Origin of the sequence: Nocardia sp. N2S4-5 (assembly GCF_044628355.1) — a bacterium.
Taxonomy (GTDB): domain Bacteria; phylum Actinomycetota; class Actinomycetes; order Mycobacteriales; family Mycobacteriaceae; genus Nocardia; species Nocardia wallacei_B.
Map to the genome: position 1 here is coordinate 2,556,549 of NZ_JBIUPM010000001.1, position 15,293 is coordinate 2,571,841.

The window sequence follows — 15,293 nt, forward strand, 5'->3', positions numbered from 1 at the left end:
CCACCCGTGTAGCTGTCAGGGCGCGAACTACGCGAGTCGTACGACACTGGCAGAGGTGCTCACTGTCAACAGAACGCCAATCCGGACCATCTGACGGAACGCCAATTTGGATCATCTGGTCGCTTGGTTGATGGTTCAGTCTTCAGTTGTGCCGGCGGTGGGGACGCGGCCGAGGTCGCGGTCCTTGAGCCGGTAGCTGTCGCCTTTCAATGCGATGACCTCGGCGTGGTGGACGAGGCGGTCGATCATCGCGGCGGCGACGACGTCGTCGCCGAAGACTTCTCCCCAGCGGCCGAAGACCTTGTTGCTGGTCACGATCAGCGAGGCGCGTTCGTAACGGGACGAGACCAGCTGGAAGAACAGGTTGGCGGCCTCGTTCTCGAACGGGATGTAGCCGACCTCGTCGACGACCAGAAGCGGGTAGCGGCCGAGCTTGATCAGCTCGGCTTGCAACCGTCCCGCGTGGTGGGCTTCGGCAAGGCGGGCGACCCAGTCGGCGGCGGTGGCGAACGCGACACGGTGTCCGGCCTGACACGCTCGGATCGCCAATCCGATGGCCAGGTGGGTTTTGCCGGTGCCGGGCGGGCCCAGGAACACCACGTTCTCCTTCGCGGTGACGAAATCGAGAGTGCCCAGGTGGGCGATCACGTCCCGTTTGAGACCGCGAGCGTGTCCGAAGTCGAACTCCTCCAATGACTTCCGGTAGGGGAATCGGGCGGAGCGGATGCGGCCCTCTCCGCCGTGGGACTCGCGAGCGGAGACCTCGCGTTGCAGGCAGGCGACGAGGAATTCCTCGTGAGTCCAGTTCTCGGCGCGAGCGCGTTCGGGCAGCCGCTCCGCGGCTTCCCGCAGCGACGGCGCCTTCAATGCCCGGGTGAGGAAGGTCAGCTCGGCCGTGAAATCCCTTGTCGTGGTAGATGTTTTCGCGATAGTTCGAGCCCGTGGAGGCATCAGGCCACCCCGCCTTCGATATCGACGCCGAGCGCGGCGTCGTAATCGGTCAGGCAACGCTGCTCAACCTCGGGTTCAGGCGCTGGCCGCAGGACACCGATCCGGCCGCGCCGCAACGCTTTCGCTGCTTCGACATGGTCCGGGGCGGACAGGGTTTGATGCCAGGCCCAGATCCGTTCGTGATCGGCCACGATCCGGCCGCCGGAGAACACCCGGACCCGGTTCAGGTCGGCGAGGACCTCGATCCGGCGCCCGATCACCGCCGGATGCACCGAATAGTCGTTGGAGTCCAGGCGAATGTAGTGATCACGCGGCAGCCGGCCCGAGCGCCGCCACCCGGTCTCCGGCGCCACCGGCGGCAACGCCAGCATCGCGTGACGATCAGCGGTGACCCGATCGGTCGGCGCGCAACCCAATGCCCGCCGCGTCCGGCGATTCACCAACTCCAGCCACTCCTCGAGCTGAGTATTGAAATCGGTTGGGCCGCTGAATGATCGACCCGGCAGGAACGAACGCTCGAGATAGTCGTGGGCTCGTTCGATCATGCCCTTGGCTTCCGGATCAGCGGGCTTGCAGACCAGCACTTTCGTGCCCAGGGTTCCCCGGAATGCCTGGCATTCGGCGGTCAGCTCGCTGCGGCCGCCACGCCAGCGCCCGATCGCTCCTTCGCCGTCCCAGACCAAAACCTTTGGCACTGAACCCAATCGGTGAATATGGGCCCACCAGCCTGCGAACAGGTCCTCGGCATGCCGCGACGGGATCAGCATCGCCATCAGCCATCTCGAATACCCCAAAACCATCGTCAGCACAGGCAGCTGTTTGGGGCCTCGGACCTGGCCGAACCCGACCGGCAACTCGATCGGCGGGAACCAGAAATCGCACTGCGCGATCTCTCCGGCCATATACGTCGTTCGCGATGCCGGGTCCGGCGGCAGATACGCCGGCCGCAACTCCGCGACCCGGCCCGAGAGCACCCGGACCGACCGGGTCCAGCCGATCCGCTCGGCGATCACCGTCGACGGCATCGTCGGATACGTCTTCAGCAACTCGCGGATCTGCGGCTCGACAGCGTCCACGATCGACCCCTTCTCCGGGCGCTCGTATTTCGGTGGCCTGTCCGAGGCCAGGGCCCGCTTCACGGTGTTGCGGGACACGCCCATCGTCCGGGCGATCGCCTGGATCGGCATGCCTTCTGACCGGCGCAAACGACGAATCTCGGCCCAATCCTCCACAGCAAGCATCCCTTCGGTCCTCCCTGGCTCGGATAGAGCCAGGGTCACCGACCAGGTGGTCCATTTTGAGTTGCCGCGCGGTGGTCATTTTTCACGTGCTGCCGACACTCACCTCGACCGGCGGCAAGGCGGCGTGGAAAACGCCCACGAAGCGGAGGATGGGACTGGACGCGACGCACGTGCGCCGCCGACCGACCGCCAGAACCAGGATGGTCCTATGTGGTACGCGAGCATCGCGGAGCAGTGGCGAACCCGCACGAGCGCCGCCCTCCACTCAGCCCGGCGAGGCATGCGCCGGTCGAGCATGGTGCGCTGGAGGCGTGGGCGGGGCTGGTGGGGTGGGTTGCCGGGGTTGGTGCGGGTGGTTGCGGGTGTGGTCGTGGGGATGGTTGTGGTGACGGCCTGCGGAGGGGATGGGAGCGAGGAGGCCCGTGGGCCTTCGGTTGTGGGTACGACCTCGGGTAGCGACCCGTCCGGTGTGCCGGATTTGGGGGCCGGGGAGGACGTGGCGGGAGGTATCGAGGTGCCGTGGGGGCTGGCGTTCCTGCCTGACGGCACGGGGCTTGTTGCGGAGCGGAATTCCGGTGTGGTGCTGCGTGTTTCGCCGGGAAAGGCGTCGGAGCGGGTGTACGAGGTGCCGGGTGTGGTGGCGCAGGGTGAGGGTGGCTTGCTGGGGCTGGCGGTGTCGCCGCGGTATGAGGAGGATCGCTTCGTCTACGCGTACTTCACCGGCGCGGAGGACAATCGCATCGTTCGGTTTCGCACGGACGGCCCGCCGGAGGTGATCTTCGCAGGAATCGCGAAGGCGGGCAACCACAATGGCGGCCGTATCGCTTTCGGCCCCGACGGCATGCTGTACGCGGGCACCGGCGACGCGGGCCGGTCCGACCGCTCTCAGGATCCGGCGAGCCCCAATGGCAAGATCCTGCGGCTGACACCCGAAGGCCGTCCGGCACCGGACAATCCGACCCCGGACTCCCCGGTGTACTCACTCGGCCACCGCAACGTGCAGGGCCTGGCCTGGGATACCAAGGGCCGCCTCTACGCCGCCGAATTCGGCCAGAACAGATTCGACGAGATCAATCGCATCGAACCCGGCCACAACTACGGCTGGCCCACCGTCGAAGGCACCGGCGACACCGACCGCGGCCGCTACACCAACCCCCTGCTCACCTGGACCACCCGCGAGGCCTCCCCCTCCGGCATCGCCATCACCGCGGACACCCTGTACACAGCCGCCCTCCGAGGCGAATGCCTTTGGGCCACACCACTACACGACGGCACCCTCGGCACACCACAACCTCGACTCCGCGACCGCGGCCGCCTCCGCACCGTCGAGGTAGCACCCGACGGCGCACTCTGGGTCACGACCTCCAACACCGACGGCCGCGGCGATCCACACCCGGGCGACGACCGCATCCTCCGCTTCCCTGCCCACTGACAAATGTCCGCGACCGCAACACATCCCAGCCCATACTCGACCGAACCGCCAGCGACACAAAACAATCGACCCAATCGGAACGACCGGGCTCAGCCGCCACCAGCGAGCTGGTCTTCAGCATGCTGATCAGCTCGTTGCCGTTCGGCGGGATGATCACCCGCATGGCCTGCGGCAGCACCGCGCGCCGCAGCGTCTGACCCCACGACATGCCCAGCGCCAGCGACACACATCGACACAACGCGGCGGGACAACGAGCCCGTCCGGCTGGTGCTCACCCAAGGCCCCGCCGCGACACCTAATCCGCCGGGACGGGCAGTGGGTCATCTGGGACCGGCGGCCAAGGCAAGGGTGAGAGATGGGTGGGGCGGCGGGTCAGGTCGTCGTCCCAGTCCACGGTGACGCCGACCCAGGCCTTGGGCTGGTCGAAGCGGGTTGTATGGGCAGTGAAACCAGCTCTGCGGAAGGAGATTTCACCGAAGAAATCACCGCCGGAAAAGTCTGTGGTCGCGCCGGAAAAGCGGGCATCGGCGAAGGACACGCCGCCGTGGAATTCGGCGCGGCGGAAGTCGGCCAATTCCGTTCCGGCGCGCCGCCAGCGAGGCCTGCCGCCGAGCCGGGCACCGTCGAACGAGGTCCGGGCAGCGTAGAAACGGGTGCCCGCGAAGGAGATCCGGACACCGTCGAAAGTAGTGCCGTCGAGCCGGACTCGCGCGCCGTCGAAGGTGGCGCCGTCGAAGATCACCTCCTCGGCGCCGAATCGGGCACCGGAGAAATTGGTCTCCTCGCCCGAAAACGTCGCGCCGGTGAAACGGACACGCGGACCACGGAATTCGGCACCCGCGAAGGACACTCGATCGCGGAACGTGGCGCCGGAGAAGCTCGCCCCGGCGCGGCCGGTGCCGTTGTCCTCGTTGTCGGCGCCGACGAACCGAGCCCCCGCGAACGACACGGCGTCGGCGAATGTGGCCCCGTGGAAGGTGACGTGCTTACCGCGAAATTCGACGCTCTCGAAGTTCGCGGACCGCGCCCCGGTGAATTGCGCACCACGGAAATGAGTGTGCTTGCCGGAGAAGGTCGCGTACCGGAAGTCGACGTCCTCGAGCACCGCATCGTCGAAATTGAAATTGTAGGAACACCAAGGTATTTCGGCCGAGGGCCGCAGATGCGCGACGATCACCGCGACGATCGTCCGGCGCACCTCGCTGTCGTTCTGCCGGATCTGGAAGCTTCGCTCGACCTGCGGGCCGGAGCCTTTCTCGGCCGAATCGCCTGCCCCCGTTTCCTTTCGGGAGACGAGATGATTCACACCGTCGCGCGGGTCGTAGGGTAGTCGCAGATACCCGCACAGCACATTGATGCACTGCTGACGCCGGCCCCGCGCGCTGAACTCGTCCGCGACACCGGCCATGGCGTACACCCCGGCGATCCGCACGGCCACATCCGGATCACCGAGTTGCTTTGCCGCCGCACCGAACAGCTCCGCGAACCGGCCGCGTTCGTTGTCGCGCTGCCGCCGGTAGGCGACCACCAATGCCACCGCACCGCCGACCCCGGCCGTCACCGACAGCGCGATCTTGGTGAGGTCCACCTGATTCGGCGTCTCGGTCTTCGCGCCGAGCAGCAGCCACAGCGCCCACCAGGCCACGCCGGAGATCGCCAGCCCGCCGAGTATCGCCGTCACCACCGACAGCAGCAGAGCCGAACGTCGCATCCGCCGAACCAACCGTTGACCTGTTCTCCCCCGCCGAGCCATAGCCGCATGGTAGCCGGAAATCGCCGCCCACCGCAGAGCGAGCGACGATTTCCGTTACGCCACCTGAGCTTTCAGGCCACCGCCCGGCGCGCGGCCGCCCGATTCCCGCGCAGCCCGATACCCGCCGCCACCAGGCACGCGGCCGCGACCACACCCACGAACCACGGGAACACCGTCCCCATCCCCCAGGTGGTCGCCGCCCACCCGGCCACGATGGTCGGCAACGCCATCGCCGAGTAGGCCAGCAGGTAGTACGCCGACATCGTCTCGCCCCGCTTGTGCTGTGGCACCACGTTGGACAGATGCCGCAGCGAGCCGCCGAAGCCGAGCCCGAAGGTACCGCCCAGCAACACCCCGGCCACCAACACGACCGCCCAGTTGTGCGTGGCCAGCGCCGGAATGGTCAGCAACAGCGCGAGCGCCATGCCGGTATCGCCGCCGATCGCCGCGCGCCGGGCGGGGATTCCCGTGGCGAACAACTGCGCCAGCGCCCCCGCCGTCGCGGTGGAGGCGACGACCGCGCCGCCGAACACCAGGTTGTGCACGCCGGTCTGCTCCGCCGCCAGCGACGGATACAGCGACAGCAGCACGCCCAGCACCGACCAGGCCGCCATCACACCCAGCGCCGAGAACCAGAAGTCGGCCCGGATCTCCTGCGGCACAGCCGGTCTCGCGATCCGAATCGGCCCGGACACCCGTTTGGTGTGCGTCTCCCGCATCGCCACCACACCGACCCCGATCAGCAGGCACAGCACGGTGATCACCACGTACGGCGTGCGCAGCGGGTGCGGAACGTACTGCGCCAGCAGGGCCGAGCCCAGAATCGCCACGGCCATACCGACATTGAACGCCACACCGGTCAGCTGCCCCGACCGCGCACCGTGCTGAGGCCGCAGATCCAGCAGCGCCGCCGCGCCGGAGACCACCGTCGCCCCGACCGCGAAGCCGTGCAGCGCCCGCGCCACCAGCAGCATCGCGACATTGTCGGCCACCAGGAACACCGCCAGCCCGACGACCATGGTGGCGATGGCGCCCAGCAGCACCGGCTTGCGGCCCACCACGTCGGAGATCTTGCCCGAGACCAGCACCGCGCCCAGCGCGGCGATCGCATACACCGCGAAGACGACCGTGGTGGTCAACGGGGTGAAATGCCACTCCTTCTGGTACAGGCCGTACAGCGGCGCGGGTGCGCCGGACACTCCGAGCGCGACGCCGCTGGCGACCAGAATCAATGCGTAGGCCCAGGGTTGTGTCGTCCGCTCGACCGGGGGAACAGCCACAGTCGCTGCCATCGCTCCCTCTCCATCAGGTAAGTTTGATTGCGATCGAACTCAACAACCCTAACCGCCGTTCGATTCCCATCAAACCGTCCGTGAGGAAGATCATGACGGAGACCAGACGAGTCGTCGAGGCATTTCCGGTCGCGCCGGTGCAGACCGTGCTCGACGCGCTGCACGATCCGGTGCGGCTCGAGATGGTGCGCCGACTTGCCAACGCCGGCACCGCGGTTCGCTGCGGCCGGCTCTACGACACGATCAACAAGTCGACCGCGACCCATCATCTGAAGACGCTGCGCCAGGCCGGACTCACCGAGAAGATCGTGGAGGACGGGCAGACCTACGCGCGCCTGCGCACCGAGGAGGTGGAGCGGGAGCTACCCGGCCTGCTCGACGCCGTTGTGGGCGCGGCCAACCGGGCCGAGCCGAACCACTAGATGTCACCGATCTCCGAACTCGCCGACGTGGTCGTGGATCTACACTCCGACCTCGCCGAATGGCTGGGCTCCGATGCCCCGCCCAAGGTGTTCGACCGCTTCGCCAACGCCTTGGACGACGGGTTCACCTCGGTGGTCACCACCGGCGACGCCATCGACCGCGACGCACTGCTGGCCGGAGTGTGGTCGGCCCGCAACGCCCAGCCCGGCTTGGAGATCGCGATATCCGAGGTCACCGAGATAGCCCGCGCCACCAATCTCGTGGTGGTGCGCTTCGCGGCCGAAAACCATTACGCCGGTACGACTTCCAAGCGCCGGGTCACCGCGGTCCTACGCACCGACGGCCAGCTCTACAGCTGGCGCTCGGTGCACGAGACCGCCGTCGCCGCGCAAAGCTGAACGCCGTACCCTCACCGATCATGACGGCCTACACCTGCCCGGTCGACGTATTCCTCATCCTCACCAGCGGCCCGCGCGTACTGCTGGCCCTGCGCCGCGGCACCGGCTACGCCGACGAACAGTGGAACTTCCCGTCCGGCAAGCTCGAGGCGGGCGAGCCGGTCGACGCCGCCGTCTGCCGCGAGGCGCACGAGGAGGTCGGCCTCACCATCGACCCGGCCACCCTCCCCGAACCCCATGTGCTGCACTACTCTTCGCGCCCCGGCCACGGCCGCCTCGGTCTGTTCTTCGCCCTCGAACACGACCAGGCCCGCCACGGCCGCCCGGTCAACGCGGAACCACACAAGTGCGGCGGCATCGAGTGGTTCGACGCCGGCGCTCTCCCGCCCGACACCGTGCCCTACACGGTCGAGGGCTGGCGGCTGTGGCGCTCCGGTCGCGGCTTCACCACTGCCGGGTGGTGAGTGAAAACCTCAGTCGCGCACCAGGTTCCGTACTGTCGCGGGCAGATCGCGAGTACGCCGGTAGGGGCCTGCCACCGAGACGGCGAGAGGGCGGGACAGGAGCGTGCGGGCCACGGCCGAGACCTCCGCCGTGGTCACCGCATCGATCCGCGCCAGCGTGTCCGAGACGCTGCGGTGGTTGCCGTAGCTGAGTTCGCTGCGGCCGATGCGGTTCATACGGGAGCCGGAGTCTTCCAGCCCGAGCACCAGGCCGCCGCGTAGCGAGCCCTTGGCGCGGGCGCATTCGGCGTCGGTAATGCCGGTCTCGGCGGCCTCCTCCAGCACCTCGCGCGCCAAACCCGCTACCTGGCTGAGGTTTTCGGGCTGGCAGCCCAGGTATACGGAGAACGCGCCCGTGTCGGCGAAGGTGTCGACGCTGGAGTACACCGAGTACGCCAGGCCGCGCTCCTCCCGGATGCGCTGGAACAGCCGCGAGCTGAGCCCGCCGCCGAGCACCGTGTTCAGCACCGACAGCGGCCAGCGCTTGTGGCCCTCGTGCCGGCCGAACGCCCGCACACCGAACACCAGGTGCGCCTGCTCGCTGTCGCGATAGATCCGATGCAACTGGGGCGATGTCCGCGGCCGGAAGTGGCCCTCGCGCCGCGGCGCCGGTTCCCGCGCCGGATCGAGCCGTCCGGCGAACGCGCGCCGGATCAGCTCCACCGTGTGCTCGTGCTCCACATTGCCCGCGACCGCGACGACCATCCGGTCCGGGCGGTACCGGCGCAGATGGAAGCCGCGCAGTTGCGCCGCGGTCATGCCCTCGATCGATTCGACCGTGCCGATGACCGGGCGCCCCACCGGGTGGTCGCCGAACAGCGCGGTGAGGAACGCGTCGCCGACCATGTCCTCCGGGTCGTCGTCGCGCATCGAGATCTCCTCGAGCACCACCTGCCGCTCGACCGCCACGTCCTCGGGCTTGCACAGCCCGTTGAGCACCACGTCCGACACCAGATCCACCGCCAGCGGCAGATCCTCGTCCAGCACGTGCGCGTAGTAGCAGGTCTGTTCCTTGGCCGTGAACGCGTTCAGCTCGCCGCCGACCGCGTCCATGGCCTGCGCGATGTCCAGCGCCGACCGGGTCGGAGTCTGCTTGAACAGCAGGTGCTCCAGGAAATGCGCGGCGCCCGCCACCGTGGGCCCCTCGTCGCGCGATCCCACACCGACCCAGACCCCGACGGAGGCCGATCGCACGCCCGGCACGTGTTCGGTGACGACGCGCAGCCCGCCGGGCAGCACGGTGCGCCGCACACCGGTATCGGCGAGCGGGGCGTCCGTGGGAGCGAGTCGGAGCGAAGAACCCCCCTGCTCGGTGACGAGCAGAGGGGATGGGGACTTCTTCTTCGTCACACCGGAATGATTACTCGGCACCGGCCTCGACCGCAGCAGTGTTGTCGGAAGCGGCGGAGGTCGCCGCATCCTCCTCTTCCACCGGAACCAGGGAGATCTTGCCCCGGTTGTCGATGTCGGCGATCTCGACGCGAATCTTGTCGCCGACGTTCACCACGTCCTCGACCTTGGCGACCCGCTTGCCGTTGCCCAGCTTCGAGATGTGCACCAGGCCGTCGCGACCCGGCAGCAGCGAGACGAACGCGCCGAAGGCAGTGGTCTTGACGACCGTGCCCAGGAACCGCTCGCCCACCTTCGGCATCTGCGGGTTGGCGATGGCGTTGATCTGGTCGATCGCCGCCTGCGCCGACGGGCCGTCGGTGGCGCCGACGAACACGGTGCCGTCGTCCTCGATGGAGATGTTGGCGCCGGTCTCCTCGGTGATCTGGTTGATGACCTTGCCCTTGGGCCCGATCACCTCGCCGATCTTGTCGACCGGGATCTTGATCGCGGTGACGCGCGGCGCGTACGGGCTCATCTCGTCCGGGGTGGCAATGGCCTCGGCCATCACGTCCAGGATGGTCAGGCGCGCGTCGCGGGCCTGGCTCAGCGCACCGGCCAGCACCTTGGAGGGGATGCCGTCCAGCTTGGTGTCCAGCTGCAGCGCGGTGACGAACTGCGGCGTGCCGGCGACCTTGAAGTCCATGTCACCGAAGGCGTCCTCGGCGCCGAGGATGTCGGTCAGCGCTACGTAGCGCGTCTCGTCCTCGCCCTGGTCGTTCTTGATCGTGTCGGACACCAGGCCCATCGCGATACCGGCGACCGGAGCCTTCAGCGGCACACCGGCGTTCAGCAGCGCCAGCGTCGAGGCGCAGACCGAACCCATCGAGGTGGAACCGTTGGAGCTCAACGCCTCCGACACCTGGCGGATGGCGTACGGGAACTCCTCCTGCGAGGGCAGCACCGGCACCAGCGCACGCTCGGCGAGCGCGCCGTGGCCGATCTCGCGCCGCTTCGGCGAGCCGACGCGACCGGTCTCACCGGTCGAATACGGCGGGAAGTTGTAGTGGTGCATGTAGCGCTTGGAGGTCTCCGGGCCGAGCGAGTCGACCTGCTGCGCCATCTTCACCATGTCGAGGGTGGTGACGCCCAGGATCTGGGTCTCACCGCGCTCGAACAGCGCCGAACCGTGCGCCCGCGGCACCACGGCGACCTCGGCCGAGAGCGCCCGGATGTCGGCCAGCCCGCGGCCGTCGATGCGGAAGCCGTCGGACAGGATGCGCTGGCGCACAAGCTTCTTGGTGACCGAGCGGAATGCCGCGCCGATCTCCTTCTCGCGGCCCGCGAAATCCTCGGCGAGGCTCGAGAGCACCTCGAGCTTGATCTCGTCGATCCGCTCCTCGCGCTCCTGCTTGCCCGCGATGGACAGCGCCTCGCTCAGCGGGTTCTTCGCGGTGCCCTCGACGGCGGTGTAGACGTCCTGCTCGTAGGGCGGGAACAGCGGGAAGTCCTCGGTCGGCTTCGAGGCCAGCTGGGCCAGGTCCTGCTGCGCCTTGCAGAGGCGGGCGATGAACGGCTTGGCGGCCTCGAGGCCCTCGGCGACCACGGTCTCGGTCGGCGCCTGCGCGCCACCCTCGACCAGGCTGATCACGTTCTCGGTGGCCTCGGCCTCGACCATCATGATGGCGACATCGCCGGACTCGACCACGCGGCCGGCCACGACCATGTCGAATACCGCGCCCTCGAGCTGCTCGACGGTCGGGAACGCCACCCACTGGCCCTCGATCAGGGCGATCCGCACGCCACCGACCGGGCCGGAGAACGGCAGGCCCGCGATCTGCGTGGACGCCGAGGCCGCGTTGATCGCGACGACGTCGTACAGGTCCTTCGGGTCCAGGCTCATGATCGTCACGACGACCTGGATCTCGTTGCGCAGGCCGTCGACGAACGACGGGCGCAGCGGACGGTCGATCAGGCGGCAGGTGAGGATCGCGTCGGTGGACGGGCGGCCCTCGCGGCGGAAGAACGAGCCGGGGATGCGGCCCGCGGCGTACATCCGCTCCTCGACATCGACCGTCAGCGGGAAGAAGTCGAACTGGTCCTTGGGCTGCTTGCCCGCCGAGGTGGCCGACAGCAGCATGGTCTCGTCGTCCAGATAGGCGACGACGGATCCGGCGGCCTGCTTGGCCAGCCGCCCGGTCTCGAACCGGATGGTGCGGGTGCCATAGCTACCGTTGTCGATCAACGCCACCGATTCGAACACGCCGGGTTCTACCTCGACGGCGGAGCTGGTCACAGTGTCTGACATATTTCTTTTCTCAACCTCTCGTCTCGCCGGATCCAGCGCAGGTGTGCGCGATCCAGCTGTCGTCTGCCGTACCCGGTTCGGGCGCGCATCGTGACGCGCGCACCCGGTCGATTCCCCTTGGAAGCGGCAACGCGGAGGCGGTCATCGATCGAAGCTCTCCGGACTGTCGTGCCGAAAAGCCACTACCGAAGACCGACGCCACGCGACGGGTGCGTACGGCTGTGTCGTCGTCGTGCACGTGGCCGAGCGACCCCCATACACGACAAGCCGACGGGGAGATTCTAAGCCTCCCCGTCGGCTGCCTTGCGAACTGCCTGTGCAGAACGTGTGTCGGGACAGATCAGCGACGCAGTCCGAGCCGCTCGATCAGCGCACGGTAACGCGCGATGTCCTTGTCCTGCAGGTACTTCGACAGGCGCTTGCGACGGCCGATGAGCAGCATCAGGCCGTGGCGGGTGTGGTGATCGTGCTTGTGCTTCTTGAGGTGCTCGGTGATGTCGGAGATGCGCTTGGTCAGCATCGCGATCTGTGCCTCCGGCGAACCGGTGTCCTTCTCGTGCACCCCGTAGTCGGCGAGGATCGCCTTCTTCTGCTCAGTGGTCAGCGCCACGAATTCACTCCCTGTTGTTCCAGTCCGCGCTCGAGGTAACCGGGAGACCCGGGCGGGCGCCGCCGCGGACCGCAGCAAACCCGACACGCCAGCCTACCGGACCACCGCGCGGCCGCGGGAATGCCCCCCGGTGCCCCGACCTACTCGCCGTCGGCCGCGTGATCGGCGGCGGCGAGGATCTCGCGGGTCTGGTCGACGTCGCGGCCGATGGCGGCGACCAGATCGGCCACGGAACCGAACTTGCTCTGCCCGCGGACATGGTCGACGAAATCCACCGCGACATGCTGGCCGTACAGGTCGACATCGGTGTCGAGCACGTACGCCTCGACGGTGCGGGTGCGGCCGGAGAAGGTGGGGTTGGTGCCGACCGAGATGGCCGCCATCGCGCGCTTGCCGGGCAGCGTCGTGCCGACCGTCTTGCCGGGGCTGAGCACCGTGAACCAGCCCGCGTACACGCCGTCGGCGGGGATCGCCGCGTGCATCGGCGGCGCCACGTTGGCGGTCGGGAAGCCCAGTTCGCGGCCGCGGCCGTCGCCGTGCACGACGACGCCCTCCACCCGGTGCGGGCGGCCCAGCGCGTCGGCGGCGGCGGCCATGTCCCCGGCGTCCACGCAGGCGCGAATGTAGGTGGAGGAGAACGTGACCGCGTGCTCGCCGACCAGCCGCACGCCGTCCACCTCGAACCCGAAGCGGCCGCCCAGCTCTCGCATCGTCTGCACGGTGCCGGCGGCCTTCTTGCCGAAGGTGAAGTTGTCGCCGATCACGACCTCGGTCACGTGCAGCTTCTCGACCAGCAGGTCGTGCACGTAACGCGACGGGGTCAGCTTCATGAAGTCCTGCGTGAACGGCATCACGAGGAAGACATCGATCCCGAGTTCCTCGACCAGTTCCGCTCGCCGGGTCAGCGTGGACAGCTGCGCGGGATGCGAACCGGGCCGCACCACTTCCATCGGGTGCGGATCGAAGGTCATCAGCACCGAGGGCACACCGCGCACGGCGGCGGATTTGACGGCACGGCTGATCAACTGGGCGTGCCCGCGATGCACACCGTCGAACACTCCGATCGTGAGCACGCACCGGCCCCAGTCCGGGGGCATGTCCTCGAGACTTCGCCATCTCTGCACACCCGGAAGCCTACGCAAGCCGCCTCCTCCGGTCCTATCGCTCCCACCGCTAAGCTCGAAACGTGCCCGGAAAACGAGACATCGCCACCCGCCGCGAGCTGGTCGATCCCTCCGCGACACAGGAATCCCACGGCAGCGTGGCCGAATCGGCCGAGCGCGGGGCGGCGAGCGCCGAGGCCACTCTGGCGCCGGTGCTGTCCTCCGTCGCCCAGGACTACCTGAAAGTGATCTGGACCGCGCAGGAATGGTCGCAGGAGAAGGTATCGACGAAGCTGCTGGCCGAGCGCATCGGCGTCTCGGCGTCGACGGTGTCGGAGGCCGTGCGCAAGCTCGCCGATCAAGGTCTGGTCGAGCACGCGCGGTACGGGTCCATCACCCTCACCGCGGAGGGCCGCCGGGCGGCCGTGGCGATGGTGCGCCGGCACCGCCTGCTGGAGACTTTTCTCGTCAACGAACTCGGCTACGGCTGGGACGAGGTGCACGACGAGGCCGAGGTGCTCGAGCACGCGGTCACCGAGACGCTGATGGCCCGCATCGACGCCAAACTCGGCCACCCCGACCGCGATCCGCACGGCGACCCGATCCCGTCGGCCGACGGCGCGGTGCCCACCCCGCCCGCGCGCCAGCTCAGCCACTTCCAAGCCGGCGAATCGGGCCGCGTCGCCAGGATTTCCGACTTCGACCCGGCCATGCTCCGCTACTTCGACTCGGTCGGCATCGCCCTGGACACCCCGATCACGGTGGTGGAGCGCCGCGACTTCGCCGGCACCATCGCCATCCGCATCGGCGACCACACCCTGGATTTGGGCAGCCCTGCGGCAGAAGCCATCTGGCTGACCCACTGACCGGCGGTAGTCCCGCTCAGCCCGCGCCGAATTCCCCCGCGCGTTTGGCGATGGCGGTGCCGAGTTCGGTGGTGGTGCTGGTGCCGCCGAGGTCCGGGGTGCGGATGCTGCCCTCGGCGAGGACCTCGCAGACGGCGCGGTCGATCGCGGCGGCCGCGTCCCGCTCGCCGAGCTGGTCCAACAGCATTGCGGCGGCGAGGATCTGGGCGACCGGGTTGGCGATGCCCTGGCCCGCGATGTCGGGGGCGCTGCCGTGCACGGCCTCGAACATGGACGGGGCGTCACGCCGCGGATTGATATTGCCCGAGGGCGCGAGGCCGAGACCGCCGGTGACGGCGGCGGCGAGATCGGAGAGGATGTCGCCGAACAGATTCGAGCCGACGATCACGTCGAGCCGGTCCGGGTGCAGCACGATTTCGGCGGCCAGGGCATCCACGTGCATCTGCCGGGTCTCGACGTCCGGGTATTCGGCGGCGATGCGCTCGAAGACGCTGTCCCAGTAGGGCATCGAGTGGATCAGGCCGTTGGACTTGGTGGCCGAGCACACGCGTCGGTTGCGTTCCCGGGCGCGTTCGAAGGCGTAGTGGATGATGCGCTCGCAGCCGACCCTGGTGAACACCGACTCCTGGAGCACGAACTCCTCCGGGCGTCCCGGATTGTGGATACCGCCGATCTCGGAGTACTCGCCCTCGGAATTCTCCCGCACGATGAGGATGTCCAGATCCGCCGCGGTGCGGTCGCGCAGCGCGGATTCGGTGCCGGGCAGCAGTCGCACCGGCCGCAGATTGACGTACTGGGAGAACGCGCGCCGCAGCGGGATCAGCAGCCCCCACAGCGAAATATGGTCGGGCACACCGGGAAAGCCCACGGCGCCCAGCAGGATCGCGTCGAACCCGGCGAGTTGCTCGGGGCCGTCGGCGGGCATCATCGCCCCGGTGCGCAGGTATTGCTCACAGGACCAATCGAATTCGGTCCATTCGATACCGGGCAGCACCGCGTCGACCACCTTCACCGCCTCCGCGGTCACGTCGACGCCGATGCCGTCGCCGGGGATGGTCGCGATGCGGTAGGTGCTCACCTGTAC

At 68.3% G+C, this 15,293-nt stretch carries 14 protein-coding genes and 1 pseudogene; 5 read left to right on the forward strand and 10 right to left on the reverse strand.

The genetic code is table 11. The features are described from left to right. Positions 1–135: 135 nt before the first annotated feature. Positions 136–951: an IS21-like element helper ATPase IstB gene (gene istB / locus ACFMRZ_RS11345; protein ID WP_400178805.1), complete on the reverse strand. Its 816-nt coding sequence runs from the start codon at positions 949–951 to the stop codon at positions 136–138. Beyond that, the gene (gene istA, locus ACFMRZ_RS11350) at positions 951–2,192 is read right to left on the reverse strand and encodes an IS21 family transposase (protein ID WP_400178804.1); all 1,242 of its coding nucleotides are present in this window, start codon (positions 2,190–2,192) and stop codon (positions 951–953) included. The genes istB and istA overlap by 1 nt, the downstream gene beginning before the upstream one ends. 376 nt (positions 2,193–2,568) lie before the next feature. On the opposite strand from istA, the gene ACFMRZ_RS11355 reads away from it, so the two are divergent. Then, a complete protein-coding gene (locus ACFMRZ_RS11355) occupies positions 2,569–3,624 on the forward strand; it encodes a PQQ-dependent sugar dehydrogenase (protein WP_400182829.1) in 1,056 nt (351 codons plus the stop codon). 85 nt (positions 3,625–3,709) lie between these two features. Here the strand turns inward: ACFMRZ_RS11355 and ACFMRZ_RS11360 are convergent. The 3 genes and pseudogenes from ACFMRZ_RS11360 to ACFMRZ_RS11370 form a co-directional block, all read right to left on the reverse strand. Then, positions 3,710–3,847 (reverse strand): annotated as a pseudogene (locus tag ACFMRZ_RS11360) (amino acid ABC transporter permease); the annotation flags it as partial. Positions 3,848–3,919: 72 nt separating this feature from the next. Beyond that, positions 3,920–5,335 carry a pentapeptide repeat-containing protein gene (locus tag ACFMRZ_RS11365; protein ID WP_400179123.1) on the reverse strand — a complete coding sequence of 472 codons (1,416 nt, stop codon included), beginning with the start codon at positions 5,333–5,335 and terminating at the stop codon, positions 3,920–3,922. A gap of 113 nt (positions 5,336–5,448) precedes the next feature. After that, complete coding sequence (locus ACFMRZ_RS11370) at positions 5,449–6,669, reverse strand: MFS transporter (protein WP_400179124.1); 1,221 nt, start codon at positions 6,667–6,669, stop codon at positions 5,449–5,451. Between the two features lie 92 nt (positions 6,670–6,761). Between ACFMRZ_RS11370 and ACFMRZ_RS11375 the strand changes: the two genes are divergently transcribed. The 3 genes from ACFMRZ_RS11375 to ACFMRZ_RS11385 are packed head-to-tail and all read left to right on the forward strand — an operon-like array spanning position 6,762 to position 7,954. Next, entirely contained in the window at positions 6,762–7,091 is a 330-nt protein-coding gene (locus tag ACFMRZ_RS11375) for an ArsR/SmtB family transcription factor (protein WP_400179125.1), read from the forward strand. Then, positions 7,092–7,490: a hypothetical protein gene (locus tag ACFMRZ_RS11380; RefSeq protein WP_280272914.1), complete on the forward strand. Its 399-nt coding sequence runs from the start codon at positions 7,092–7,094 to the stop codon at positions 7,488–7,490. 20 nt (positions 7,491–7,510) lie between these two features. Further along, the gene (locus ACFMRZ_RS11385; protein ID WP_400179126.1) at positions 7,511–7,954 is read left to right on the forward strand and encodes an NUDIX domain-containing protein; all 444 of its coding nucleotides are present in this window, start codon (positions 7,511–7,513) and stop codon (positions 7,952–7,954) included. Between the two features lie 9 nt (positions 7,955–7,963). On the opposite strand, the gene ACFMRZ_RS11390 is transcribed toward ACFMRZ_RS11385, so the two are convergent. From ACFMRZ_RS11390 to ACFMRZ_RS11405, 4 genes are all read right to left on the reverse strand, one after another. Beyond that, positions 7,964–9,412, reverse strand: coding sequence for a M16 family metallopeptidase (locus ACFMRZ_RS11390; RefSeq protein ID WP_400179127.1), 1,449 nt, complete (start codon positions 9,410–9,412; stop codon positions 7,964–7,966). Continuing rightward, the gene (locus ACFMRZ_RS11395) at positions 9,354–11,630 is read right to left on the reverse strand and encodes a polyribonucleotide nucleotidyltransferase (RefSeq protein ID WP_280272917.1); all 2,277 of its coding nucleotides are present in this window, start codon (positions 11,628–11,630) and stop codon (positions 9,354–9,356) included. Before ACFMRZ_RS11395 ends, ACFMRZ_RS11390 begins: the two co-directional genes overlap by 59 nt. 340 nt (positions 11,631–11,970) lie before the next feature. Next, positions 11,971–12,240, reverse strand: coding sequence for a 30S ribosomal protein S15 (rpsO, locus tag ACFMRZ_RS11400; protein WP_280272918.1), 270 nt, complete (start codon positions 12,238–12,240; stop codon positions 11,971–11,973). Positions 12,241–12,380: 140 nt separating this feature from the next. Beyond that, positions 12,381–13,364: a bifunctional riboflavin kinase/FAD synthetase gene (locus ACFMRZ_RS11405; protein WP_400179128.1), complete on the reverse strand. Its 984-nt coding sequence runs from the start codon at positions 13,362–13,364 to the stop codon at positions 12,381–12,383. A 182-nt stretch (positions 13,365–13,546) separates the two neighbouring features. On the opposite strand from ACFMRZ_RS11405, the gene ACFMRZ_RS11410 reads away from it, so the two are divergent. After that, positions 13,547–14,209, forward strand: coding sequence for a metal-dependent transcriptional regulator (locus tag ACFMRZ_RS11410; protein WP_280272923.1), 663 nt, complete (start codon positions 13,547–13,549; stop codon positions 14,207–14,209). Positions 14,210–14,225: 16 nt separating this feature from the next. Here the strand turns inward: ACFMRZ_RS11410 and ACFMRZ_RS11415 are convergent, their stop codons facing one another. Further along, positions 14,226–15,287 (reverse strand): tartrate dehydrogenase, encoded by a 1,062-nt coding sequence (locus ACFMRZ_RS11415; protein WP_280365235.1) that lies wholly within the window; start codon positions 15,285–15,287, stop codon positions 14,226–14,228. Positions 15,288–15,293 lie beyond the last annotated feature (6 nt).